The organism is Pseudomonas sp. S3_B11 (assembly GCF_054667715.1).
The window spans coordinates 3,250,928-3,276,739 of the sequence record NZ_CP162749.1 but is presented as its reverse complement, the minus strand read 5'-3'; the positions used below and the strand labels follow the sequence as shown (position 1 = coordinate 3,276,739).

At 60.2% G+C, this 25,812-nt stretch carries 18 protein-coding genes and 2 pseudogenes; 9 read left to right on the top strand and 11 right to left on the bottom strand.

The window, feature by feature from the left end; translation table 11 throughout:
• Positions 1–75 precede the first annotated feature (75 nt).
• From AB4O22_RS14775 to AB4O22_RS14760, 4 genes and pseudogenes are all read left to right on the top strand, one after another.
• Positions 76–1,248: a substrate-binding domain-containing protein gene (locus AB4O22_RS14775; RefSeq protein ID WP_460096612.1), complete on the top strand. Its 1,173-nt coding sequence runs from the start codon at positions 76–78 to the stop codon at positions 1,246–1,248.
• Positions 1,249–1,279: 31 nt separating this feature from the next.
• A pseudogene (locus AB4O22_RS14770) lies at positions 1,280–3,592 on the top strand (sensor histidine kinase); the annotation flags it as partial.
• A gap of 51 nt (positions 3,593–3,643) precedes the next feature.
• A pseudogene (locus AB4O22_RS14765) lies at positions 3,644–4,138 on the top strand (response regulator transcription factor); the annotation flags it as partial.
• On the top strand, positions 4,139–4,999 hold the full coding sequence (locus AB4O22_RS14760) for a sensor histidine kinase (RefSeq protein ID WP_375538863.1): 861 nt from the start codon (positions 4,139–4,141) through the stop codon (positions 4,997–4,999). It abuts the pseudogene before it with no gap.
• Positions 5,000–5,052: 53 nt separating this feature from the next.
• Here AB4O22_RS14760 and AB4O22_RS14755 read toward each other — a convergent pair whose 3' ends face one another.
• Positions 5,053–5,562, bottom strand: a complete 510-nt coding sequence (locus AB4O22_RS14755; RefSeq protein ID WP_038858455.1) for an Lrp/AsnC family transcriptional regulator — start codon at positions 5,560–5,562, stop codon at positions 5,053–5,055.
• Between the two features lie 199 nt (positions 5,563–5,761).
• On the opposite strand from AB4O22_RS14755, the gene AB4O22_RS14750 reads away from it, so the two are divergent.
• The 4 genes from AB4O22_RS14750 to mdeB all read left to right on the top strand — a co-directional run bounded on the left by AB4O22_RS14750 (position 5,762) and on the right by mdeB (position 10,571).
• The gene (locus tag AB4O22_RS14750) at positions 5,762–6,778 is read left to right on the top strand and encodes a 1-aminocyclopropane-1-carboxylate deaminase (RefSeq protein ID WP_003200489.1); all 1,017 of its coding nucleotides are present in this window, start codon (positions 5,762–5,764) and stop codon (positions 6,776–6,778) included.
• Between the two features lie 157 nt (positions 6,779–6,935).
• Complete coding sequence (locus AB4O22_RS14745) at positions 6,936–7,397, top strand: transketolase (protein ID WP_223470465.1); 462 nt, start codon at positions 6,936–6,938, stop codon at positions 7,395–7,397.
• Between the two features lie 55 nt (positions 7,398–7,452).
• On the top strand, positions 7,453–7,875 hold the full coding sequence (locus AB4O22_RS14740) for a hypothetical protein (protein ID WP_223470463.1): 423 nt from the start codon (positions 7,453–7,455) through the stop codon (positions 7,873–7,875).
• Complete coding sequence (gene mdeB, locus AB4O22_RS14735; protein ID WP_460096610.1) at positions 7,872–10,571, top strand: alpha-ketoglutarate dehydrogenase; 2,700 nt, start codon at positions 7,872–7,874, stop codon at positions 10,569–10,571. The genes AB4O22_RS14740 and mdeB overlap by 4 nt, the downstream gene beginning before the upstream one ends.
• An 827-nt stretch (positions 10,572–11,398) precedes the next feature.
• Here mdeB and AB4O22_RS14730 read toward each other — a convergent pair.
• The 8 genes from AB4O22_RS14730 to AB4O22_RS14695 all read right to left on the bottom strand — a co-directional run bounded on the left by AB4O22_RS14730 (position 11,399) and on the right by AB4O22_RS14695 (position 21,204).
• The gene (locus AB4O22_RS14730; RefSeq protein ID WP_460095985.1) at positions 11,399–12,829 is read right to left on the bottom strand and encodes an IS1182 family transposase; all 1,431 of its coding nucleotides are present in this window, start codon (positions 12,827–12,829) and stop codon (positions 11,399–11,401) included.
• 305 nt (positions 12,830–13,134) lie between these two features.
• Positions 13,135–14,280: a M20 family metallopeptidase gene (locus AB4O22_RS14725; protein WP_460096608.1), complete on the bottom strand. Its 1,146-nt coding sequence runs from the start codon at positions 14,278–14,280 to the stop codon at positions 13,135–13,137.
• Entirely contained in the window at positions 14,277–15,701 is a 1,425-nt protein-coding gene (locus AB4O22_RS14720; protein ID WP_460096607.1) for a M20 family metallopeptidase, read from the bottom strand. Before AB4O22_RS14720 ends, AB4O22_RS14725 begins: the two co-directional genes overlap by 4 nt.
• Positions 15,698–16,687 carry an ABC transporter ATP-binding protein gene (locus tag AB4O22_RS14715; protein WP_057447900.1) on the bottom strand — a complete coding sequence of 330 codons (990 nt, stop codon included), beginning with the start codon at positions 16,685–16,687 and terminating at the stop codon, positions 15,698–15,700. The genes AB4O22_RS14720 and AB4O22_RS14715 overlap by 4 nt, the downstream gene beginning before the upstream one ends.
• On the bottom strand, positions 16,684–17,700 hold the full coding sequence (locus tag AB4O22_RS14710; protein ID WP_003200501.1) for an ABC transporter ATP-binding protein: 1,017 nt from the start codon (positions 17,698–17,700) through the stop codon (positions 16,684–16,686). The genes AB4O22_RS14715 and AB4O22_RS14710 overlap by 4 nt, the downstream gene beginning before the upstream one ends.
• Positions 17,701–17,748: 48 nt before the next feature.
• Positions 17,749–18,651, bottom strand: a complete 903-nt coding sequence (locus tag AB4O22_RS14705; protein WP_460096606.1) for an ABC transporter permease — start codon at positions 18,649–18,651, stop codon at positions 17,749–17,751.
• A 9-nt stretch (positions 18,652–18,660) separates the two neighbouring features.
• Positions 18,661–19,578 carry an ABC transporter permease gene (locus AB4O22_RS14700; protein WP_223470455.1) on the bottom strand — a complete coding sequence of 306 codons (918 nt, stop codon included), beginning with the start codon at positions 19,576–19,578 and terminating at the stop codon, positions 18,661–18,663.
• Positions 19,579–19,683: 105 nt separating this feature from the next.
• Positions 19,684–21,204, bottom strand: coding sequence for an ABC transporter substrate-binding protein (locus AB4O22_RS14695; RefSeq protein ID WP_039011547.1), 1,521 nt, complete (start codon positions 21,202–21,204; stop codon positions 19,684–19,686).
• A 187-nt stretch (positions 21,205–21,391) separates the two neighbouring features.
• Here AB4O22_RS14695 and AB4O22_RS14690 point away from each other — a divergent pair, with 187 nt between their 5' ends.
• Entirely contained in the window at positions 21,392–22,306 is a 915-nt protein-coding gene (locus AB4O22_RS14690; protein WP_460096604.1) for a LysR substrate-binding domain-containing protein, read from the top strand.
• Between the two features lie 20 nt (positions 22,307–22,326).
• Here AB4O22_RS14690 and AB4O22_RS14685 read toward each other — a convergent pair whose 3' ends face one another.
• Positions 22,327–25,257, bottom strand: coding sequence for a DUF4132 domain-containing protein (locus AB4O22_RS14685; protein WP_460096602.1), 2,931 nt, complete (start codon positions 25,255–25,257; stop codon positions 22,327–22,329).
• A 30-nt stretch (positions 25,258–25,287) separates the two neighbouring features.
• The gene (locus tag AB4O22_RS14680; RefSeq protein ID WP_223470451.1) at positions 25,288–25,728 is read right to left on the bottom strand and encodes a hypothetical protein; all 441 of its coding nucleotides are present in this window, start codon (positions 25,726–25,728) and stop codon (positions 25,288–25,290) included.
• Positions 25,729–25,812 lie beyond the last annotated feature (84 nt).

Here is a 25,812-nt window from a genome sequence, read left to right as displayed (position 1 = left end):
CGTTGAGACTATGCTCATTGCCACTGCAGGCAATGTGCTGGTTTCACGTGTCGCCCACCAAGGAAAGGAGTCTGTATGTGTCTGATTCTTCATGCCCGGTTCTATTATCTGAATGGTCGAATGCGCAGTCTGGTAACACGTGTCCATCGGCGTATTTCGAACGCCCACAAAATCTTCTGGCGCTTCGCCGGCTGCGTGACCGGGCTGGTGCTGGTTGCTGTCAATCCGGCCCAAGCTGCCGACGGCGGCATCGTCGGCGGCTCTACCGCAAGCTATAGCATTGCCTTCAGCAACTCCTACGCGGGCAGCGATTTTCGCAAGGTGATGGTGCGCAACTGGCAGGAGATTGCGGCCCAGGCGCAAAAGGATGGCTTGATCCGCGAGGCTCCGGTGGTCAGCGCCAATAACTCGGCATCGGAACAAGCGGCCCATATCCAGGACATGATCGTCAAGGGCGCCAACGCCATCGTCATCCTGGCCGCGTCCGACACGGCCCTCAACGGGGTGATCCGCGATGCCTGCAACGCCGGCATCGTGGTGGTCGTCATGGCCAGCCTGGTCACCGAACCCTGCGTCTATACCGTCGACTACAACTGGTCCGCCATGGGCCGCGTGGAAATGGACTATATCGCCGGGCGCCTCAAGGGGAACGGAACGCTGCTGGAGATTCGCGGCATTGCCGGCGATGCCACCGATAAAAACATCAGCGACGGCATTCGCAAGGCCGCTGGCGACTATCCGGGCCTGAAGTTCGCCAAGACGGTATACGGGAACTGGACGGCTTCTGTCGCACGCAAGGAGGTGGCGCTGGCGCTGCCGTCGCTGCCCAGTATTGATGCCGTCGCGACTCAGGGCGGTGATGGTTATGGCGCAGCCATGGCGTTCAAGGCAGCGGGACGCCCTTTGCCAATCATCGTGATGGGGAACCGTCAGGACGAACTCGCCCTGTGGAAACAGGAGCGCGATGCCAATGGCTACGAGACCGTCTCTGTCTCCGCTTCCCCAAGCGTCTCCCAGGTGGGTTTCTGGGTGGCCCAGCAGATTCTGGCGGGCAAGCAGGTGCCGAAGTTCGTCGAGGTGCCGCTGGTACGCATCGATGCGAAAGACCTGGACACCTGGCTCGCCACGATGCCGGTGGGCGGCGCTGCCAATCCTTCCTACAGCCAGGCTTCCGTTGCGGCGATGATCGACGCGGCCATCAGCAATACGGCGCCGCCGACGCCTTTGCCGGAGGCGACGAAGCAGTAGTGGCAGGCTTGGAGCGAGGAGGCGAGGCGCCATGTTGACATTCAAATCCTCCACGGACAGGCCCATTGCCATCAGGATTGGCCTGGCGGTCGCCGCGCTGGTGTTCCTGATGCTGGTGGTGTCGCTCGTGAACCTCTATGGCCTGCGAGGCATGGTTCGTGCGGTGGATTCCGCCAGCCATTCCGCGGAAATTCTGGCCTCGGTCAACGGGGCCACCGGGCGGGTGGAAAACTTCATCGCCACCCGCGACCAGGAAAGCCTGTCCCAGGCCGAAGGCATGGTGGCGACGGCTATCGCCGGCCTCTCCGCCATTCCGGTGACAGAGGCGCAATCGCTCAAGGGCAGCCTGGAAAGGCTCGCCGCGGCAATCGCCGCCTTGCGGGCGGCGACCCTGACCATGGATGGCGAAACGGAGAACATGACAGCCCACTACGGGCGGATGCGAGAGGCGACGATTCTCGTCGAACAGGGCATCGCCGATGGGCTGAAGGGGATTGATGCCCGCGCCGCTGAGCACGAGGCGCGGGTGAGCGGCATCGAAAGTGCTCACCGCATTCTGGATATCCTGCGCGACGGCGAACGGATCATCATCGTCAATGTGGCCAAGATGCTGGTGTCCGGTGATGGGGCGGCCGTCACTGCGGCGCGCAACGCCTGCGCGGCGCTCCCGCCGGTGGTCGAGCAATTGCGCGAGTTGATGGAGGCGCCGCAGGAGCGAGAGACGTTGGACCAGTTGGCGACGGCGTTCGCTGCTGTCAGCCTGGCGGTCGAGCACCTTGGCGAGACGCCCAAGCTCCGGGGAGACGAGGCTTTGCGGCATCTGGCCGCCGTCGAGGATCTGGTCGAGCGCCTCGATGTCATGCTGGGTGAAGTGGACGAGCATGTTTCCCGTGACGAAAATGACATTCAGGCAGCAACCGGCTTGTTGCACAACGCAGCCGCGTTGTCCAAGCGTTTCGCCGAGCGTGTTGCCACCCTGGAGGCGCAGACCTTGTCGTTTCGCCTGTCACCGTCGGCCGAGGTCGCCGGTTCGGTCGGCGAGATTCTGGACGAGCTCTCCCGTCTCGCGCGGGTCCTCCCTTCGTCCGTGGGGTTGCAAGCCAAGGCTACCCCGCTGACTGTCAGCGATCAGATTGCCGGCTACAGGGCGGCATTCGCCCGGTTTGATCAGGCGAGCAACGCCTTGAGCGGCGCGCGCGACCAGGTTCGCAACGAGGCACGAAGCGCCGGCCTGTTGGTGGCACGCTTCGCAGGCCAGGCGCGCTCCGATGCCTTGATCCACAATGATCGCGGCATGCTTGCGACGATCATTGCGGGTACCGTCGCCATCCTGCTGGCCGGCGCTATCGCCTGGAGCACGTCGCGATTCATCGCCCAGCCCATCGTGGCCCTGGCCTCGGTGATGCGCCGGCTTGCGGCCGGCGACCTGAACGCAAAGATCGCCAGCGCCGAACGCGGCGACGAGATTGGAATCATGACCCGCGCCGTGCGGGTGTTCCAGGAGAATGCCCTGCGCATCCAGGTGCTGGAGGCCGAGGCCGAAGCCGAACGACAGCAAGTCCAGGCCTCTCTGGAGAGAATGGTCGCCGAGCGGACCGACGCGCTGCACCACCAGACCGAGGTGCTCGAGGCGCAGGCCATCGAACTCATTCAGGCGCGCAACCAGGCCGAGACGGCTAACCAGGCAAAGAGCGATTTCGTGGCCACGGTCAGCCACGAACTGCGCACCCCCCTGACCCTCATTCTCGCTCCCCTGGAACAGCTCTCGGCGGCGACGACCCCACCGGCGGACTGGCATGTGCAAGTCGACCGCGCCCAACGCAACGCGCTGCGCTTGATGAACCGGGTGAACGACATCCTCGATTTCTCCAAGGCCGAAGCGGGCAAGTTCGAGTTGTGTCCGATGCCAGTCGACTTGAACAAGACGGTGGGTGTGCTGGCCGAGGATGCCGCCATGGTGGCCGAGAGTAAAGGCTGCGCCTTGACCTGCAGCATCGATCCCGCGCTCGGCACGGTGTTCCTGGACCCCCGGCACTTCGAGAAGATTCTCCTCAACCTGGTGAGCAATGCCATCAAGTTCACGCCCGCTGGCGGCACCGTGCACCTGACGGTGACTGCGCTTGATGGCGAGCGATTCGAATTTGCAGTGCAAGACTCGGGGATTGGCATTGCGCCTGACAAACTGCCGTTGCTGTTCCAGCGTTTTTCCCAGATCGACAATTCCGCCACACGCCACTACAGCGGCACCGGCATCGGTCTCGCCCTGGTCAAGGATCTGGTCGAACTGATGGGGGGCGAAGTCGGCGTCAACAGCGAGCCCGGACAGGGCTCGTGTTTCTTTGTTCGACTTCCGCTGGGGGCCGAGCAAAACACTGTACCGACCGAAGTCAGCAACATGTTCGAGCGATCATCACCGAGCACGGCAAGCACAACCGAGCAGCGCCACCTGCGTTTCGACGACGTTCGCCTTGGCATTCGCAATGACCGGGCGCCGATGGAAGAAGCGGACGAGCAGCACCCGGAACACGCCTTGCGATCCAAAGTTCTGGTAGTCGACGACAGCCCGGAAATGCTTGGCTATCTCAGCGAACTGTTGCGCGACGACTACAGCGTCGCCACCGCAACTGATGGAGAGCAGGCCTGGGCACTCCTGCAGCTTCACCCCATCGATGTCGTCGTCTCGGATGTGATGATGCCGAAGCTCGATGGCTTCGGCCTGACTGCCAGAATCAAGGCCAGCCCCGGTTTTGCCCATTTGCCCGTGATCCTGGTGACCGCCCGCGGCGGTAGCGAGGCCTGCGTCTCCGGGCTGGAGAGTGGCGCCGATGACTATATCGCCAAACCCTTCTCGCCGCTGGAGCTCAAGGCTCGCATACGGGCGGTGCTACGCATGAGCCAGGTGCAAACCGAATTGAATGCAAAGTCCCGTCAGGCGGGCATGGCCGAAATCGCCACGACCGTGTTGCACAACGTCGGCAACGTCCTCAACAGCGTGAACGTATCGGCAGAACTGGTCAGCAGCCAGATGCGCACATCCAAGGCCCAGGGGCTGGGCAAGGTGGCGAAAATGATGAACGAACACGTCCATGACCTGAGCGACTTCCTCACCAAAGACCACAAGGGAAAGATGCTGCCTGATTACCTGCTCAAGCTGGCGAAAGTGGTGGCGCAAGAGCAACAGGGCATCATCGAAGAACTCGGGCAACTCACCAAGGGCATTGACCACATCAAGACCATTGTCGCTGCCCAGCAGTCCTATGCCGTCGCCGTCAGTATCGTCGAGACAGTGCCGGTCGCAGAGTTAATCGACGATGCCTTGCGCATGAGTGCTGGATTACTGGCGCGCCAGGAAGTGACGGTGGTCAAGGACATTGCCGACTTGCCCCTGCTGCCCCTGGACCGGCACCGGATGCTGCTGATTCTGGTGAACCTGATCAACAACGCCAAGCAGGCGCTGGACGGCGTGATCGATCGCAGCCGATGCGTCACGTTCAGCGCGTCCCTCGCTGACGGGGCAGTATTGCGTATCACGGTGGCCGACAACGGCAATGGGATTGCGCCTGAGCACCTGGCGCGCATCTTTTCCCATGGTTTCACGACGCGCAAAGACGGTCACGGTTTTGGCCTGCACAGTTGCGCGCTCGCTGCGCAGGAAATGGGTGGCAGCTTGACCGTGCACAGCGAGGGGGGTGGGCAGGGCGCTACCTTTATCCTCGATATTCCCCTTGATGCGCCGCTGAGTAAGCGGTGAACGCCGAACCGGCACATTCTACGGGTCGATGATATGGCGGGCTGACCGGAGCCTCAAAGAGGGATGTGGGTTGTCGACAAGACCTGGCGCAAGCCCATGAACGAGCGAATCTGGCGAACCCCGGGCAGGTAAAGCAATTGCTCCGCGTGGAGCCGGTTGAAACTGTTGCTGTCCTTGGTGCGCAGCAACATGAAGTAGTCGAACTCCCCCGTCACCACATGGCACTCCATGCAGCCGGACACCTTTTGTGCGGCCGCCTCGAATGCGGCGAAGGATTCCGGTGTGGAGCGATCCAGCACTACGCCGATCAAGACCACCATCCCCGCATCCAGCGCTTCATTGTCCAGCAGCGCGACAATGTCCTTGATCAGGCCGACCTGCTTGAGCCGTTCGACGCGCCTGAGGCAAGCAGGGGCACTCAATTTCACCTTCTCCGCCAGAGCCACGTTGGAGATGGAGGCATCTCGTTGCAGGGTCTTGAGAATGGCGCGGTCGGTTCGATCCAGTGGATGCGGCACTGGGTCTGAGGTGTCTGGCTTCTTGCGAACATTTGTTGCTTTCATATAGATTTCTACGCAATGAAAGTATGTTTTGTGTGCTGTTCTGAAAGTTATGTTTCTTTATGTGATGGAAACTTGCAACACATATTTTCCGGATTCTTCTTAATATTGAACTCATCGAAGCGCCTCCTGAAAGAGCCTGGAATGCGGCCTTTTCCCTTTCGGTCTGGCGCTTGGATATCCAATATCAAGGAGCAGAGTCATGAACCTGAATCGTTTTGAACGTTATCCATTGACCTTCGGTCCTTCTCCCATCACGCCCTTGAAGCGCCTCAGTCAACATCTGGGGGGCAAGGTCGAGCTGTATGCCAAACGTGAAGACTGCAACAGTGGCCTGGCCTTTGGTGGGAACAAGACGCGCAAGCTCGAATACCTCATTCCCGAAGCGATCGAGCAAGGCTGCGATACGCTGGTTTCCATCGGCGGCATCCAGTCGAACCAGACCCGCCAGGTCGCTGCCGTCGCTGCCCACTTGGGCATGAAGTGCGTGTTGGTGCAGGAAAACTGGGTGAACTATTCCGACGCGGTGTATGACCGCGTAGGCAACATCGAGATGTCGCGGATCATGGGCGCTGATGTGCGGCTTGACGCTGCTGGCTTCGATATTGGCATTCGGCCAAGTTGGGAAAAGGCCATGAGCGATGTCGTGGAGCAGGGAGGCAAACCGTTTCCGATTCCGGCGGGTTGTTCCGAGCATCCCTATGGCGGCCTCGGTTTCGTCGGCTTTGCCGAAGAGGTGCGGCAGCAGGAAAAGGAACTGGGCTTCAAGTTTGACTACATCGTGGTCTGCTCGGTGACCGGCAGTACGCAGGCGGGCATGGTTGTCGGTTTCGCGGCTGACGGTCGTTCGAAGAATGTGATTGGTATCGATGCTTCGGCCAAGCCGGAACAGACCAAGGCACAGATCCTGCGCATCGCCCGACACACCGCTGAGTTGGTGGAGTTGGGGCGCGAGATTACGGAAGAGGACGTGGTGCTCGATACGCGTTTTGCCTACCCGGAATATGGCTTGCCCAACGAAGGCACATTGGAAGCCATCCGACTGTGCGGCAGCCTTGAAGGCGTGCTGACAGACCCGGTGTATGAAGGTAAATCGATGCACGGCATGATTGAAATGGTCCGTCGTGGTGAATTCCCCGAAGGTTCCAAAGTGCTTTACGCACACTTGGGTGGGGCGCCGGCGCTGAACGCCTACAGCTTCCTGTTTCGTAACGGCTAAGCGTAGAACTGCTTGGAGTTGCCTGTGGAGCGAGCTTGCTCGCGATAGCGATTTGTCAGTTACCTCCGTAGGCACTGAACCAACGCTATCGCGAGCAAGCTCGCTCCCACAGGGGATTGTGTCAGCCAGGCTCAGGAATCACGCTGGGAGTACCACCATGCATACGATATCGCAGTCTGCAATCTGGGTGAAAGAACCGTTGGCGGATACCGGAGTTGTCATCGTGACCAGCGCCGCTTTGCCCAAGTACATGATTGACAAGTTGCACATGGCGATCGACGACTGGGACCAGGTTGCTTATCTGGTGGTCCAGCAATCCAGGGCGTTCATGCTCGACTGGTTGCAGTTTGGGTCCAACCCGATAGATACGGCGCCGGCGACCACTTGCCGGGCCAGCCAACTGCTGCGCGGCGTATCCAAAGGCTGCTTTTTACTGGATGTCGAAGTCAGCCCGATACCCCGTCTCACCTGGCTGGGATCAGTCTGCGGTCACCCACTGCGTGTCCTCAAACTGGAAGACGCAGCCTCCCATGCAGCGATCGATAAACAGGTGGAAGAGATTTTATCGGTGACCCGGACACTGGTGAAAAGCGGGTTGCAAGAGCGTTGTTTCATTTAGCGAAGTCATCGCCACATACGCCTGAATTTATGACCCCAATGGAAAGGCCGCACTCATGAGCCGACCTGCCGACTGTCGTTCCAAAACCATGAAGTGGATGCGTGAACCTTCGAGCTGTACCCGCATCGTTGTCATCGTGTCCGCAATTGACAGTGATCATATTGACCTGATGCATCATGGGTTCAGCTGTTTTGACAATATCGCGCTTGCACAGCTTGAAGCTTCGGATACAGGGGCTGACAGGTGCGTTGAAGTACACGTAGCAGGGTGTGATTACAGCTTTCTCGTTTGCGGTGAACTTGAAGAGTATCTGTTGAACAATCTTTCCATTGGCAACCCGTGCATCTACCAGATAGGGCAAGACAGCTGGGCCGAGCGCTCCGTCATTGACGCGGTAGAGCAAGTCAAGAAACTCGCCCGATTGAGCTATTCGCGCCACCTGGAAGCGTTGCCCGACATTTGCAGGAGATGCCCATGAACCTGTCCGATATTCGTGCCCAATGGCCGGGCCAGACCACCGAAGATGCTCAAGAAGTTGCTGAATGGCGGGACGCCTTGCTGTCGGTTATCGCCCATAGCGGCACGGCACAGGCCAAACAGATTCTCGACATGCTGGTGGCTGTGGCAAGCGCCTCGGATATCGGTTGGCGGCCCAGCCATGGCACGCCATACATCAATACCATCAGCGTTGAGTGCCAGCCGGTATTTCCAGGGGACCTGGCCATCGAAGAACGGCTGGCCTCGATCATGCGCTGGAATGCGTTGGCCATGGTTGCCAGGGCCAACTACGCCTATGGCGAATTGGGCGGTCATATCGCCAGTTATGCCAGCGCGGCGGATTTGTTCGAAGTGGGCTTCAACCATTTTTTCAAAGCGCGAACCGAAAGGAGCGGTGGCGATCTGGTGTTCTATCAGCCGCACTCGGCGCCAGGGGTCTATGCCCGGGCGTTCCTCGAGGGACGTCTGGAAGAACAGGATCTGCTGCATTATCGGCAAGAGATCAGCGCGCGCGCCAAGGGTGTCCGGGGTCTGTCGAGTTACCCGCATCCTTGGTTGATGCCGGACTTCTGGCAGTTTCCGACCGGTTCCATGGGCATTGGTCCGATCAGCTCGATCTACCAGGCGCGCTTCATGCGTTACCTGGAGCATCGAGGCCTGCAAGACACCTCCGGGCGAACCGTCTGGGGCGTGTTTGGCGACGGGGAAATGGATGAGCCGGAAAGCATGTCGGCACTGACGCTGGCCGCGCGGGAAGGACTGGATAATCTGGTCTGGGTGGTCAATTGCAACCTGCAACGGCTGGACGGGCCGGTGCGTGGCAATGGTCGCATCATCGACGAGTTGGAGGCGCTGTTTGGTGGTGCAGGCTGGAACGTCATCAAACTGGTTTGGGGCGCTGACTGGGACGGCTTGTTTGCGCGCGATGCGGATGGCGCGCTGGTCAAGGCGCTATCGAGCACCGTCGATGGCCAGTTCCAGACGTTCGCGGCAAAAGACGGGCGCTTTAACCGTGATCATTTCTTTGGCCAGAACGAGGCATTGGCGCAGCTGGCACAAGGCCTGACCGATGAACAGATCGACCGCCTGAAACGTGGCGGTCACGACATGGTGAAGATCTTCGCCGCCTATCAACGCGCGCTGCTCGAAGGCAAGAAACCTACCGTGATTCTGGCGCAGACCAAGAAGGGCTTCGGCATGGGCGATGCCGGGCAGGGCAAGATGACCGTGCACCAGCAGAAGAAGCTCGACAGGGAGGCGCTGATCGCGTTCCGCAATCGCTTCAACCTGCCGTTGACCGATGAACAGGCCGCCTCGTTGAGCTTCTTCAAACCCGATGAAGACAGTGCTGAAATGCGCTATCTGCATGAGCGCCGCCGTGCATTGGGCGGCTACATGCCATCGCGTCCTTCGACTGCCGAATCATTGGCGGTGCCTGACGTCAGCAGCTATGGCGCATTTGCTGTTGCTGCCGAAGGCAAGGAAATGTCCACCACCATGGCGTTCGTTCGAATGCTCAGTGGTTTGCTGCGGGACAAACAGCTGGGTCCGCGCATCGTGCCGATCGTGGCGGATGAAGCGCGTACGTTCGGCATGGCCAGCCTGTTCAAGCAGATCGGCATTTACTCCAGCGTGGGGCAGCGATATGAGCCGGAAGACATCGGTTCGATCCTGAGCTATCGAGAAGCGCTGGACGGCCAGATTCTCGAAGAGGGCATCAGCGAGGCCGGGGCAATCAGCTCCTGGGTTGCAGCGGCGACCAGCTATTCGGTGCATGGCTTGCCGATGCTGCCGTTCTACATCTACTACTCGATGTTCGGCTTCCAGCGCATCGGCGACCTGATCTGGGCGGCGGCGGATCAACGGGCCCGCGGCTTTCTGCTCGGGGCCACCGCAGGCCGCACGACATTGGGTGGCGAAGGTCTGCAGCACCAGGACGGCAACAGTCATCTGATGGCGGCGATGGTCCCCAACTGCCGTGCTTACGATCCGGCATTTGCCGGCGAGTTCGCGGTGATCCTGGACCATGGCATGCGCCAGATGCTGGAGCGTCAGGTGGACGAGTTTTATTACGTCACATTGATGAACGAGAACTACCCGCAGCCCAGCCTTCCCGATGGTGTCGAACAGGCGATTATCAAGGGCATGTATCGGTTCGCCCGGCATGAAGTCGAGGATGCGCGTGGAAGTGTTCAGTTGTTGGGTTCCGGCGCCATCCTGCGCGAAGTGATTGCCGCCGCCGAGTTGCTGGCCAGCGATTGGGGCATCGACAGTCAGGTCTGGAGCGTTACCAGCTTCACCGAGCTGGCACGTGATGCCCGTGAAGTGGAACGCTGGAACCGACTGCATCCTGGACAGCCTTCGCGCTGCAGTCATGTCCAGGCGTCGCTCAATGACTCGACGCCGATCATTGCCTGCACTGACTATGTTCGCGCCTTGCCGCAGTTGATCGCCAGTTATCTCGATGCCCGTTACACGGTACTCGGGACCGATGGGTTTGGCCGTAGTGATACCCGCGACCAGTTGCGCAGGTTCTTCGAAGTGGACCGCCACCAGATTGTCTTGAGTGCGCTGACTGCACTGATGCACATGGGGCGCCTCGATGCCAGTGTGTGTGCCGAGGCCATTGAGCGGTACGCCATTGATGTCGATGCGGTGGCCCCCTGGGAAGCTTGATTTCAAGAGGGGGGTATATCCGTTGTTGCGGTAACGGCCGCTTATGGTTCCGCTTTTACAGCGCCTCACTTTTGAAAAGCCCGGGAGCCGGCCCAGTCAAAAGTAAGCAAAACGCTTTTGCCCCACCACTCGGCACCTCGCCTAGGCTCGGTGTGCCTGAACGAAGGCATTGCTCCGTGGGCCCGCCGCGAAGGGCCATCCATGGCCCAGCGCGGCTAACCCGGCATCCATGCCGGGTTGCCCACTGCGCAATACCTTCGTTCAGCCAGCGTGGTTAACGGGGCGCCCGAGATCAACGTCCACCGCGAGGCGGCCTGGTAGCCGACCTGGTTCTTGATAGGACCGCGTTTCTTCTGTGGGAGCGGGCTTGCCCGCGAAGGCGGTGTGTCAGTTTGCGGTGATGTTGGATGTGCTGGCCTCATCGCGAGCAAGCTCGCTCCCACAGGTTTTGCGGTGCACATGGATTTTGTGTCTGCCAAAGATCCAATGTGGGAGCGAGCTTGCTCGCGATAGCGGAGGTTCAGCCACATCGGTGCCGAAATGTACCCCGCTCTTGCTCTTGCTCTTGCTTTAGATCTTGATCTGGGTGCCCCGTTAAACCACGCTGGCCGAACGCAGGCATTGCGCAGTGGGCATCCCGGCATGGATGCCGGGATAGCCGCGCTGGGCCCAGAGTGTGTAAAAACCGATAAAAACATCGTCGGCACGTAGTGCCGACAGGTGTTGGCCAACTGATTAAAACCTGAAGCGTTCCTGTAGCTCCAAGCGGCCCCTACGAACGCTAGCAAGGCTTCATAGCTTGACTAACGGGGCAAAACGGCAGGCTTTCAGGCCGCCAGCGCCTTCATCAGACCCTGCGCACCAAGGATTTTCATCACTCTTTTCCAATTGTAAGCGAGCACATTCAAGCTCATTTCAGTACTGACCCCAGCCAGCCGCCGTGTCAGAAAATGCGTCGCTCCCATCCATTGCTTCAGCGTCCCGAAGGGATGCTCGACCGTTCGCTTGCGGATGATCATCATCTGCGGCTCATTGTTCAGCCGGGCCTGCATTTCCTCCAGTACCGCCTCATGTTCCCAGCGCCGAACTTTTCGCTCTCTGGCCGGTGTGCATTGCGCCTTTATCGAACAGGCTCGGCAGTTGGAGTGCCAGTAAACGTCCAGCTTCTTGCCCTTGTCGACGTAAGCGTTGCGCCAGATCAGCACTTGCTTGGCGGGGCAGACGTACACATCTTTTTCCGCGTCGTAAACAAACTCGTCATTGCCGAAGCGACCATCAAATTTGGCCCGCGAGCTCAGCGTTTTCGGCACATAAGCTGTGATCCCTGCCTCATGACAGGCCAGGATTTCTGCGCTTTTGTAATACCCTCGGTCCGCCACTACTGACAACGATTCGCTTTGCATCGCCTCACGGGCCTGCTGGGCCATCGAGCTAAGCTGATCACGGTCGTGACCGACATTGGTCACCTCGTGCGCGACGATCAAATGGTGTTTGGTATCGACTGCTGTCTGCACGTTGTAGCCCACGATGCCATGACCGCTCGTCATCATCATCGAGCGCGCGTCCGGGTCGGTCAGCGAGATCTGTTTGTCCGGCGATGCTTCAAGCTGTATTTCAATCGCCTGAAGCGCCTTCATCTGCTCCTTCAATTTGGCGATTTTCTCTTCCAGGCCGCCTTTGGGCCCTGAAGACTTGTGCTCTTCCCGATCAGCCTCATCCAGCGCCTTCAGATAACGGGCAATGCTTGATTCGATCTCTTCCATCCGGCGCTTCAGCTTGGCGCTGGTGAAATTGCGGTCGCGGTGGTTCACCGCCTTGAATTTACTGCCATCGATGGCAACGAAATGTTCCGAGAAAAGCCCCAGCTGTTGACACAGTACGACGAACTGCCGACAGACTCCTCGAATGGCCTTTCCGTTGTCTTTGCGGAAGTTGGCGATGGTCTTGAAATCCGGCATCAGGCGACCGGTCAGCCACATCAGCTCGACGTTGCGCTGCGCCTCGCGCTCAAGGCGCCGGCTTGACTGGATACGGTTGAGATAGCCGTAGATGTAGATCTTCAGCATGACTGCAGGGTGGTAAGCCGGTCGGCCCGTTTTAGCGGGGACAGCGCTGTCAAAACCCAAGCTGATCAGGTCGAGCTCATCCACGAAGACATCGACAACGCGCACCGGATTGGTGTCGCTGACGTAGTCGTCCAAGCTCTCGGGGAGCAAGGTAGTTTGATCTCGGTGTTCACCTTGGATGAAGCGTTTCATGGGCAGCCCTTGCGATGAAGTCCTGGGAGAATCATAGCAAGGTTGGCTTCGAGTTTTTACACACTCTGGGCCATGGATGGCCCTTCGCGGCGGGCCCACGGAGCAATGCCGGAGTGAGGGCACACCGAGCCAAAGCGAGGTGCCAAGTGGTGGGGCATGAGCGCTTTGGTTACTTTCGCGCTTTTCGAAAGTGACCCGCTGTAAGAGCGGAACCCTAAGCCGCCGTTACCAAAAAAACGGATATACACACCCCCCGTCCAGAAAAACGCGAATAGATTCCCCCCCCAAAAAAAGCCTCAACTACCCTAGCCAACAGCCAGAATAGTCGCCACCAACGCCAGAGCCCGAGGCACCAGCGTATCCAGTTCCAGGTACTCACGCTCGGTATGAACCTTGCCACCCACCGGCCCCAGCCCACACAGGGTTGGAATGCCCAGGCTGGCAGTGAATCCGGAGTCAGCACAACCACCGGTGAACTCGCCCTCCACACTGAAACCCAGCGCCAGGGCCTTTTGTTGATAGATCTGCAGCAGCCGTTCGCTGTGACAGGCTTCCATCGGCAGAAAGGTCGTCGCTTCCTTGAGGATGGCGCGGGTGCCGATCAGCTCTTCTTCCGCGACGATGCCCAGGATCGCGGTAAAGATCTGATCCCAGTGCTCGAGTTCGATGAAGCGCACGTCCAGCCTGGCGGAGGCGCTAGGCGCGACGGTGTTGCTGGACGTGCCACCGGATATCAGGCCAACATTGGTCGTGATGCCTGCTGAATAATCGGTCAAGGCATGCAGCTTGACGATCTTGCGTGCGAGGGCTTCGATGGCACTGGCTCCGTCGGCATGGTTGACCCCGGCATGCGCCGCGCGGCCGCTGACTTCGATGATCAGCGTGGCGCCGCCTTTGCGTGCGCTGACCACGTTGCCGCTGGCCCGGCCGGGTTCGGTATTGAGCACGGCACGCGCGCCACGGGCGGCTTTTTCGATATGGGCTCTGGCGCTGCCGGAGCCGATTTCTTCGTCTCCGGTGTACAGGACTTGCACCGGATAGGGCAACTGACCGGCGCGCTTGAGTGCCTTGAGCGCGAAGCAATTGAGCACCAGGCCGCCTTTCATGTCGGCGACACCGGGGCCATAGGCGAGGTTGGCGTCGCGGCTGTAGCCGCGAGTCGCAGTGGTGCCTTTGGGGAACACCGTGTCGCGATGGCCCAGCAACAGCACCGGCTTTCCAGAGGCGCCTGGCACTTCGGCGAGCATCACGTCGCCAAAATCACCGACCGGCATGCGCTTGAACAGGATGCCGTCGGCTTCCAGTTCCTCCGCGAGCAGCGCGCCCACCGCGTCGACGCCCGCCTTGTCATAGCTGTTGGAGTCGGTGTCGACGATACGCTGCAGCAGCGCTTCCATGGCGGGGCGCTGGTCGGCAAGCCAGTCCAGCGCCTGTTGTGGCGTGGCACTCATTGCGCCTGCTCCCGCAACTGATGCTCCTGAGTCAGGCGTGCCGCGTCGTTGCCCAGGTCCCAGAACAGACCGGCCATGATTTGCAGGCTTTCCTTGACCACCGGTGCCAGCAAGTGCTCGTTCGGCGCATGTTGCGAGCAGGCCGGGTACGAGTGCGGCACCCACAATGTTGGCAGGCCGAGCACGTCCGCGAACACGTCGTTGGGCAGCGAGCCCCCGAGGTTTGGCAGCAGCGCAGGTTTTTTGCCGGTGGTCTGCGTCAAGGAGCTGAGGGCCCAATTGACCCACGGGCTTTGCGGGTCCAGCCGAGTGGCATGCATCACATCGATGCGGCTTGGCTTGACCTCGACATTGCTGAAACCATGAGCATCCAGGTGGGTACGAACAGCCGGGATGAAGGTCGTGTAGTCGCTGTTCACCACGAAGCGGATATGGCAGTGGGCATTGGCTTTACCAGGGATCGCATGCACGGGGGCGTCCGGGTTGCCGGTCTTGAAGGCGATGACGTCGAGGGTGTTCCAGCCGAACACCTTTTCGCTCAGCGAGAGCTGCGGGTTACCCCAGTTGGCGTCGATGTCCGGATCGCCCGGCCCGCCACCCACGTCAATGTCGGCCAGCGCCTGGCGAACCGGCTCCGGCAGTGTCTCGGGCTGCAGGCCTGCCACTTTCACCCGACCGTGTTCATCGATCATGCTGGCGATGGCATTGGCCAGAATGATGCCAGGGTTGGCCAGCAAGCCGCCCCAGTTGCCAGAGTGATGGGCGCCTTCGCGCAAATTGACCACCAGCTCGAAGTTGAACACCCCGCGTGAGCCGAGAAAAATCGTCGGTCGGGATGCCGCCAGGCGCGGGCCGTCCGAGGCGATGAAAACATCCGCCGCGAGCTCTTCGCTGTGGGCGGCACAGAACGCATTCAAGCCCGGAGAGCCTTCTTCTTCGCCCATTTCCAACAGCAGTTTGACGTTAAAACCCAGCTTGCCGTCGCGAGCCTTGAGCGTTTGCTCCAGCGCGGTCAGGTTGATCAGGTGCTGGCCTTTGTTGTCCGCCGTGCCGCGGCCATACCAGCGATCGCCTTCGACCGTGACTTGCCACGGTGACAGGCCTTCACGCCATTGCGCCTCATAGCCGCGCACCACATCACCGTGGCCGTAGCTGAGTACGGTCGGCAGTTCTGGATGCTCGATGCGGGTGGCGATCATGAAGGGCCCACGCTCTGCCACCGGGTTGTCATAGATATTGACGCTGAAGCCCATCGCCTTGACGTGGGGGGTGATGAAGTCATTGAGGTAGCGATACAACTCGGGCTGGCTGTCCGTTGCCTGGCTTTCGGTGGGCAAGGCGACGCTACGTTCGAGCAGATTGAAAAAGGCGCCGTTGTCGAATTGCTCTGTGGTGTTGCTGATGGCCAATGAACGACTCATGAGTGGACAAGCTCCAGTGTTTGGGCAGGATTGTCGTGAAGGTGGCAACGCACGTTGCCCCCGATAATGGAATCATTGGCCGGGTAGGCCGTTTTGCACGGTGCGAAGCAGCTCGGGCAGCGCGGGTGGAAAGCGCAACCGGACGGCGGTGACATCGGATTGGGAAAGGTGCCGTGCAGGCCGATATCGGGAATGCCCAGGTGCGGATCGGGCGTGAGCACCGAATCCAGCAAGGCGCGGGTATAGGGGTGGCCGGGTTCAGCAAACAACGATTCGCGCGTACGCTCTTCGACGATGCGCCCCAGGTACATCACCGCGACCCGGTCGGCGAGGTGTTCGATGACCGCGAGGTTGTGGCTGATCAGCAGATAGGTCAGGCCGAATTCGCGCTTGAGGTCTTGCAGCAGGTTGAGAATCTGCGCCTGCACCGACACATCCAGTGCTGAGGTGGGCTCGTCGCAGATCAGCACATCGGGGCGCATGATCAGCGCCCGTGCTATCGCGACTCGCTGGCGTTGTCCGCCGGACAGCTGGCTTGGGTAGCTGTCGATCACCCGCTTGGGCAGACCGACCACATCAAGCATCGCTTCGGTCTTCTTGCGCCGCTCGGCGGGGCTGCCGATGTCATGCACGATCAGCGGCAGGGTAATGATCTCGCGCAGTGTCTTGCGTGGGTTCAGCGAGGAATACGGGTCCTGGAATATCGGCTGAATGTGCCGGGACATTGCCTTGCGATCAGTCGCCGCCAGGTGTTTGCCGTTGACCAGCACATCGCCGCTGGTAGGCGGCAGCAGACCGAGCAGCAGCTTTGCCAGGGTACTTTTTCCGCAACCGGACTCACCCACCAGGCCGAGGGTCTCGCCACGCATCAGGCGCAGGGAAACGCCATCCACGGCTTTCAGGGTGGCGGCGGGTTTGAAAAAGCCCTGGTTGATCCGAAACTCGCGGCGGATGTCACACAGCTCCAAAACGATGTCTTTTTTCATGACCGTGCACGCTCCTGAAGGCGAATCGGTGCTGGCGCCGGTGCAGCGAACAGGCAGCGCGCCATGTGTCCGTCCTGTTCGACTTCGGGGATGTTCTGCGCGCAGGTCGGTATCGCCTGAGCACAACGATTGCGAAACGCACACCCTTGCTGTTCGCCTACCAGGCTCGGCACCAGGCCTGGAATCGAACCCAGCGCCTCACCCGGCCTGGTCTGGCCAGGGATTGGAATACTGGCCAGCAGACCACGGGTGTACGGATGCTGCGGGTTCTCGAACAGTTGCAGGGCAGGGGCGGTTTCGACGATCTCCCCGGCATACATCACGGCGACCCGATCGGCGATCCGTGCCACCAGCCCAAGATCGTGGGTGATGAAGATCACCGCCAGGCCGAGTTCTTTCTGAATGTCGCGAATCAGGCGCAGGATCTGCGCTTGAATGGTCACGTCCAGTGCAGTGGTGGGCTCATCGGCGATGATCAGGTCCGGTTCGCACATCAACGCCATGGCGATGATCACCCGTTGGCGCAAACCGCCAGACAGTTGATGCGGATACTGCCGCAAGCGCTCGGTGGCATTGCTGATACCGACTTTCTCCAGCATCTGCCCGGCGCGAACCAGAGCATCCTTGCGCGACACCTTGCGATGCCGGGTCAGCACTTCGCTGAGTTGATCGCCAATGCTGTAGGCTGGGTTCAGCGAAGTCATCGGTTCCTGGAAGATCATCGCCAGGCGATTGCCGCGCAGGTCGCACATGTGCCGTTCGCTCTGGCCGATCATGTCGATACCGTCCAGCGTCAGCCGGGACGCGGTACGTTTGGCCTTGCGTGGCAACAGGTCCATCAGCGCCAGCGACGTCAAGGATTTACCGCAGCCTGATTCGCCGACGATGCACAGCATTTCACCGCGCTCGACTTCAAAGCTCAGACCGCGCACTGCATGCAGCGTGTCATCCGGCGTCGGGCTGTTGCCCATGGGGATATCCACGCGCAGGTTTTCTACATGGAGTAGTGCCATGTTCGGTACCCTCTATCAGTTACGGCGTCTATCAGCTACGGCTGTCTATCAGTTACGACCGTCGGGCAGGATCAGATCGCGCAGGCCATCGCCGACCAGGTTGATGCCCAGCACCAGAATCATCAGGGCGACGCCGGGAATGGCGATGACCCACGGGGAAAAGAACATGTAGGGTTTGCCTTCGGCGATCATCAAGCCCCAGGACGGCGTCGGCGGCTGCACACCCACCCCGAGGAATGACAGTGCCGACTCCAGCAGGATTGCGTGGGCCATTTCCAGCGTCGCGACGACGATCAGCGCGCCGACCAGATTGGGCAGGATTTCACTGGCCAGAATGCGCAGGGTCGAGCAGCCCAGCGCCTGGGCCGAGGCCACGTATTCCGCATCGCGAATCTGTTGCACCGAAGCCCTGACCACCACCGCGAAGCGATCCCAGAGCAGGCAGCCGAGCAGCACAATCACCACTTTCAGCGAGCCGCCCATCAGCGAGGCCGAGGCCAGCGCGACCATCACGACCGGCATCGCCAGCCGGGTGGTGATCAGGTAGCTGATGAATGCATCGACCTTGCCGCCGTAGTAACCCGCCAACAGCCCCATGACGGTGCCGATAAAGCCGGAGATAAGCGCCGCCGCAATGCCGATGAACAATGAGATACGTGCGCCGTAGAGCAGTCGTGACAGGTAATCACGGCCCAGCTTGTCGGTTCCCAGGAGGTATTCCCAGGTGCCGTTGGCCATCCATACCGGCGGTTTCATACGCAGCATCACGTCTTGCGCATAAGGGTCATAAGGTGCCAGCCACGGCGCGAAGAGCGCCCCCGTGAAGATCATCAGCAACAACACCGTGCCGATGGCGAAACCACGATGACGAAAGCTCTTGCCAAGTACGCGGCTCAGGCTGCTGGGGGGTGGCAGGTAGTCATTGATCGCGAGGGTAGTGGGGGTGCTCATGTAAGCCTCCTAGCGCACGCGAATGCGCGGGTCGAGCAGTGCGTTGAGCACATCGGCCAGCAAGGTGAGGATGATGTAGATCACTGCGATGAGCAGGACCACGGCCTGTACGACTGGAAAGTCATCACGGGCGATGGCGTCCCAGGCGAGTTGTCCGATGCCTTGCAGGGAGAACACGGTTTCGATCACCACCGAACCACCGAGCATGAAGCCAAACTCCACCGCCGCCAGGGCGACGACCGGAATCAAGGCGTTGCGCAGTGCATGCTTGAACAACACGCGGGCAGGGCGCAGGCCCTTGGCGCGGGCGGTGCGGATGTAATCGGAACTGAGCACATCAAGCATGCCTGCACGGGTCAGGCGCATGATTGCCGGAGTCGCGTAATAGCCCAGGGCAATGGCCGGCATGACGAAGTGCAGCAGGGTCGAGTTGCCGGATACCGGCAGCCACTTGAGCGTCACCGCGAACACTACGATCAGCATCAGCGCAAACCAGAAACTGGGCATTGCCTGACCCAGCACCGCGATGCTCAAGGCCAGTCGGTCAACCCAGGTGTCGCGTTTGACTGCGGCCAGCACGCCCAGTGGAATCGCTACCAGCAAGGCGATAGCCAGCGCCATGGCGCCTAACCCGAGGGTGATCGGCAAGCGGCTGGCGACGAGGTTGTAGACCGACTCCTGAAAGAAAAACGAGTTGCCCAGGTCCAGCCGCAACAAATCGCCCAGCCAGTTGAAGTACTGGGTCGGTAGCGGTTTGTCCAAACCGTACTGCACGCGGATCTGTTCGATCTGCTCGCTGGTGGCTTCCGGTCCGCCGATGGCCGTGGCCAGGTCGCCGGACAGGTGCAAAAGGGAAAAGCTGATCACCGATACGGTAATGGCAACGCAAATGGCGATGCCCAGACGGCGCAGAAGGAATCCAAGCATGGCAAGTTTCCTCATATCCAATGGATGACAGGTATGGGGACGTGTCCGTGGCGCGGGTCAGTCCGCAAGCCACGGCACCTCTCGATCAATCCGCTCGGTGGCGGATTACTTCCAACTGGACTGAACGAAACGCGGCAGCTCATCCGGGTACGACGTGAACGCCAGCTCGGAGGTGTAGGCGTAGTTCATCGAGTAGTTGAACAGCGGCGCCCAGTACGCCTGTTCGCTGATGCGCTGCAACGCCTTGCGGTAGTTGTCCTTGCGCAATTGCGGGTCGAGGGCGTTGTCAGCGGTCTGCAACCAGCTCTGGACTTGCGGATCCTTGATGTTGTCGTCCGGATTGCCCTTGAACCAGGTGCCGGCCGACGCCGAGGTGTCGAGGATCGAGAACGAGCCCCAGGCCTGAAACGACATGGGTACCTTGCCGCCACGTTGCTGATCGCGCAGGGCGGCGTACTTCAAGTAGCGCAGCTTGGCGTTGATGCCCACGGCCCGCAGGTTGCCGATGATGGCTTCGACGTAATCCCGGTCGCGATAAGCGAAGATTTCTGTCTCGAAGCCATTGGGGTAACCGGCTTCGGCGAGCAACGCCTTGGCCTTGGCCGGGTCGTAGTTGTAGACCGTGGCCGCGGTGGTATCGCAGCCGAACTGGCCTGGATAACAGGCCACCTGCAAGGGCTTGGCTTCGCCCCCCACCAGTTGCGTGGCCAGCGCGTTGCGGTTGATCGCATGGTTGATGGCCTGACGCACCTTGAGCTGCTTCATCGGCGAGTTTTCCGTGGAGGTGCCTCGAGCATCGAGAATCAGGAAGCCGATGCGCATGGTTTCGCCGCTGGTCACGGTCAGGTTCGGCATACCTTTAAGGTCGACTGCCTGATCCGGGGTCACACGCCACGTCCAGTCGACACCATCGGTCATCAACTCGGCCAGACGGGTTTCTGCATCCGGAATCACCCGGAACTTCAGGTGGCCGATATGCGGCTTGCCTTGTGGGCTGTCTGGAAAGTAGTCCTTGTTGATCTCCATGGTCACGCCTTCGCCAGCCACCACCGACACGGCTTTATACGGCCCGGTACCCACTGGCTTGCGGCTGAATTCAGCCAGGCCGACCTTCTCGAAGTACTGCTTGGGGAACATGGGAACGGCGTTGGACAGGTATTCCAGTGCCGGAGGGAAAGGTTTTTTCAAATGCAGGCGGACGCTGTAGTCACCGGTTTTTTCGGCGCTCTTGATCCAGTCTACGTTTTGCACGGTAACGACTTTCGCTTCGGGCGACACCACGTAGTTGAGGGTGAACACCACGTCGTCGGCGGTGAAGGCATCGCCGTTGTGAAATTTGACGCCTTTGCGCAGCTCAAAGTCGATGGTGGTGTCGTCGACCTGTGTCCAGCGGGTGGCCAACATGGGTTTGTATTCGCCGCTTTTGGGATCGCGGTAGATCAGGTTGTCCCAGATCAGCCGGCCGAGAATCACACCTTCGCGTAGATCGTTGTGATAGGGGCTGATGTTTTCAGGCTCGCTGTCGGAAGCGTAAACCAGGGTGTCGTTGGCTTTACCGGCATGCGCCGGAAAACTGCTGATGAGGCCCATCAGCGCAATACTGCAGGCGAAACCTTTGATGCCCATGCCGTCGTCTCCGTTGGCGAGAGTGGTTGAATCAAAGGGCAGCGAATCGCAAATGCGGTAAACGAGGAGGAGAAGCTCAGGCGTAGTTTTTTTTGGTCTGGACACGAATGTAGGGAAAGGCTATCAATGCCACAAGAATAATATTTCGATACTTGCGTTGCCGAAAAGGCAATCCATGGGGGCACCGATGCAACTGTATGGTGTGCAGTCCACGGCACTGCGTTATTTTCTGGAAGTCGCGCGATGCGGATCGATCAGCGATGCTTCCGTGCGCTTGAATGTCGCCGCGTCAGCAGTGAGCCGACAGATTGCCAAGCTCGAGTTGGCCCTGGATGCCAGCCTGTTTGAGCGTCGTGCCCGAGGGATGGTGCTCAGCGAGGCGGGGGCGCGACTGGCGGCCTATGCGCGCAAGTCGCAGCTTGAGGCTGAGCAGGTGGTGCTGGAGATTACCGAACTGCATGGCTTGCAGCGCGGCCATGTGCATGTTGCCTGTTCGGAAGGCTTTGCACTGGAATACATGCCCAGGAGCATCAGCGCGTTCAGGCGTGAGTATCAGGGCATTCATTTCACCTTGGAGGTCTGTGCGCCTGCCGAAGCGACCGAGAAGGTGCGTTCCGGCGAAGCCGATCTGGCGATGACTTTCAGCCTGACGCCGCAGAAGGAAATCAAGGTCGAACATGTCCTGAGCGGGGCGATTTTTGCCGTGGTTGCCAATTCCCATCCCTTGGCCGGACGTGAAGCGGTCAGCCTCGCCGAGTTACAACCCTGGCCCATTGCGTTACCCAAGGCCGACACCACGATACGGCAACTGTTCGACATCTGTTGCGGTGTACAGGGATTGTTGTTCGACCCGGTGTTGACCACCAACTACGTTGCCGCGCTCTATAGCTTCGTGCGCGAAGAAGGCGTTATCAGCCTGGCCAGCGAAATGACCTTGCAAAAGCAGGTGGCGGACGGGGTCCTGCAATGCGTGCCGATCCTTGACGAAGGCATGAAGGCACGCCGCATCGAACTGCAAAGCATGGCCGGCCGCAATCTACCGGCAGCGGTTTGTGCCTTCAGGGATTTTCTGATTGCGGATCTGGCGAAAGCGAAGCGCTGAGTCGGGTGAATTTTTGAACATCAGCCGCCGCGCTGTATCTGCTCCAGTATCAGGTTGTCGGTGATGTTCATGTCGTCCAGCAGCAGAAACATCTTGCTCAACACCTCGGCCATTTTCCTGTCGGTGTCGGCGAACGGCAGGTAGAACTCCGTGGAGCTGCTGCCTGCGGGCACGATGCACAGGTAGTTGCCAGGTTCGATATGGATGGCCGCGCTGCCCAGATGAATGCGGTAGTTCGCACGCTGGCCGGTAATGTGCAGAAAATGCCCTTCACATTTAACGTTTCGCAGCCCTAGCCCTTGAACCAACTCACCGACCAGTTCGGCGCGGCGTTGCAGGGTTTCTTGGCTGGTGCTGTAGTCGTCTGCGGTGTGGGCCACGGAGACCAGCAGGTCGGCGTCGCGCATGATTTCCGAGAACAGCAGCGGTGGTACTTGCTCAAGGGGTAGGGCTTTTTGGTCGCGGTGGAACGCAATCGTGTCGAAGGTAAAGTGTTCTGTTTCCGAGAGATAATGGCCGGTATCCAGAAAGTTGAACATGGCGTATATGCCGTGCTCTTTGCTCTCGTAGTAGATGTCCTCGACGCTTGAGATCGACCAGTTGCGGACCTGCAGCAACCGGGCGGCGACTTTGCCTTTGAGGCGGTGGCCGGCAAATCGGTTGGACCACAGGCCGGTGTCTCGCTCAGCAGGTGTTAACAGGTACAGCTCGCGAAAGGCCTGTTTGAACGGCTGCACGCGGCGCTGGGTCACCACTTCTTTCTGCCAGGCCGACAGTTGTCCGGCCGTGAACAGATGAAAAGGGTGAGCGATACGCAGAGTCTTTTCAACGACGTGTTGGCGGCCTTCCAGGTCAGTCACCGTCAGCGTTGCGGCATCGAGCCAGCCCAGCGCAGCGTCGTCGGCTTGCACAATCAGCTGTTCGAGCAGCAGGCGAACCGCGGGCATTTTCAACAGCGGCTTCAGGTCGTCCAGAGCCAGGATTTCGCCGCTGCTCATCATCGTTTCCAGGGTGCGGCAGAAGCGGGCGATCTGTTCCTTGAGCTGGGTCTGCTGCGTTTTGAGGGTGATGAAGTCTGGGTTTTTGCGCACCGCAGGCGGCGCGGTCTTGAGTGTCTTTCCGGCTTTGCAGATGTGCAAGGTGGGCGACAAGCCGTCGATGACGAGCGTGATGTCATAGCCATCGATGGTGGCGGTCGTCAGCGCGGATTCGGCGATCTGCGATTCCATGGCCCATTCCAGGCGAATCGCCGAGGGGTAACCGGCGACACGCGCCAGGTTTTCCAGGCCTGCCTGTACCGCTGCGTGGGAGTTGGCCTGGCGTTGAGCGCCGTATTTGCGCACCTCTTTGTGCAGTTTCTTGAGGGTCAGATAGCGTTGGCGTACGTCGTCCGCATCCTTGACGGGCAGCACGCCATAGATGCGCATGGCCGGCTGTGCGTGGCGGGTCAACTTCTTTTCCAGCGCCGGTCGACCGATGCCCTGGTAGGCGTCGAGCAGCACACGCGTCTCGGGAAATGCCCAGTGCGAGGGTTCAAGTGCCGCGAGGTATTCGCGCAGGTGGTCGGGGTCGGCTTCGGCCAGTGCCTTGCCCAGCAGGTAGCGGTCCACCACACCCACGGTTTCATCCAGCGTATTGGGCAGGTCAGTGCCCCAGCCGGACTGAGGTGCCAGGGCAATGTTCAGGTATTCACGCTGGAAGGCTTGCAGATCACTCCAACCGAGCGCGTCGAGCACCACACGGCTGGCTTGTCCGGCGTAGGGCAGGGCAGTCAGCAGGCTGTTTCTGGAAAAACCGGTCAGCGCCGGGAGCAGCTCTGCCGACGGGTGCTTGGGCAACGCCTGAAGCGACAGGAAGCGTTCGAGCACCGCGGCCGTGTAGCCGGATCCGTCGAGAAAGTTATCCGGCGTCATGCCCAGTCGTTCGACGACCGCCAGGGCCTGCAGCAACCAGCGGGTCTGATACACCTCGACCGAACGGAAGGTGTCAGCCAGCTTCTCGGCGTTAGCGGGCAATCCAGCCAGGGCGTCCTCGACATAACGAACGGTGAAGTTCACCAGTTCAGGGGGCACCGCAGCAGCTTCTTCAGTGGGGGGCTCACCGCTCTGGGACGACTCATCATCGAGGCCTTCGTCTTCCGCGGCCTCGTCGTTTGAATCGTTCTCGTCGAACGCTTCCTCGGCGTACCGATCCAGGTCCACATCATCGCTGTCCAGCCCGGCGTCGTCGGCGTAGAACATCATGGCGCGGCCCCAGGTATTGGCTGCCCGGACGAAGCGAGGGTAGTCGAGGCGGCCCGCTTCCAGCAGGCCCAGCGCGATGCGCTGGATTTCCTTGTGCCCGTAGATATACGCGTCGGCGATTTTCCTTTGTTCGTCACCGGGCGCCGAAGGGGGCTGCTCGCGGTTCCAGCTGCCGTCCAGCAACCATTCGGCGAAGGTCTGCCAGGCTGGGGTGGGCGGGTAATTGCTCAGGCGACTGATGCACGCCGGGACGTCAGGCAAGGCCCAGGCCTGGTCCGGGCTTCTTCGGTAATAGGCCGGGCCATCTTCGTCAGTGGGCAATGGATAGTCACTGTCCTCGAAGGCAAATTGCAGCATGTGCTGCAGCCGCGCGCAGATCTGCTCCAGTGAATAGGCATCCGGGTGAGCCGTGATCCAGGCATCGCAGAGTCGATACTGCAGGCCATAGCGCTGTTGATCGCGGCGGTCCTCCAGATCGTCCCAAACGGTCGGGAACACAAAACCATCAGCCAGCGCTTTGGGCCCCTCCTGGGGATGCTGCCTGACCCAGTCATCGGCTATGCGCAGGCAGTCGATGCCGTCCCAGAAATCGGGCTCGAATTGGTCATATGGGCTGAGCTCGGGATAGTCATCCAGCGCTCTATCACAGAATGCTCGCAGCGCAGCGAGGCGTGTGGCTTGTTCGGGCACAGGACGGCGTGATTGCATGAGGGTATCCGAGGAAGAGAGTGACGAGGATCAACCGCCAATCAGCGGCACCAGGCGGATAAACGCGAGGGTGGAAGGGGGGCTCAATTCGATTGTCTCATCGAGACTTTGCAGCATGACGCCGTTGTGCAGGACGCGGAACGCACGGGCCTCAAAACCCTTCAGGGCTCGCTCGACCTCAACGCCGACATCCAGGTCTGGAGGTGCGCTGGCTTGGGGCATGACCACCGCACCTTCACTGGCTTGCTGAAGAACGTCCCGCTCGTTCAGGTATTGGCGGTCGAGCACTTCACGCAGCGACACGTGTTCCAGCCAGTGCTGGACCGACAGCGCGGCGATCTGCTCGGCAACGGTCAGGTGAATGAGCTCGGCGACCGTCAAGGTCAACGAGCTTGGTGTCAGGGTGACAGGGGGCAGCAAAGGCTCCTGGCGTGCGCCTTTCAGGCAATAGCTATGAACCACGAACTCCATGACGCATTCCTTGCAAGCCAGGCCAACCGGGGGGATGGCGCCTTAGCATATCCGGCTCTGCAATAAATTTCATCGCGCCGCGCG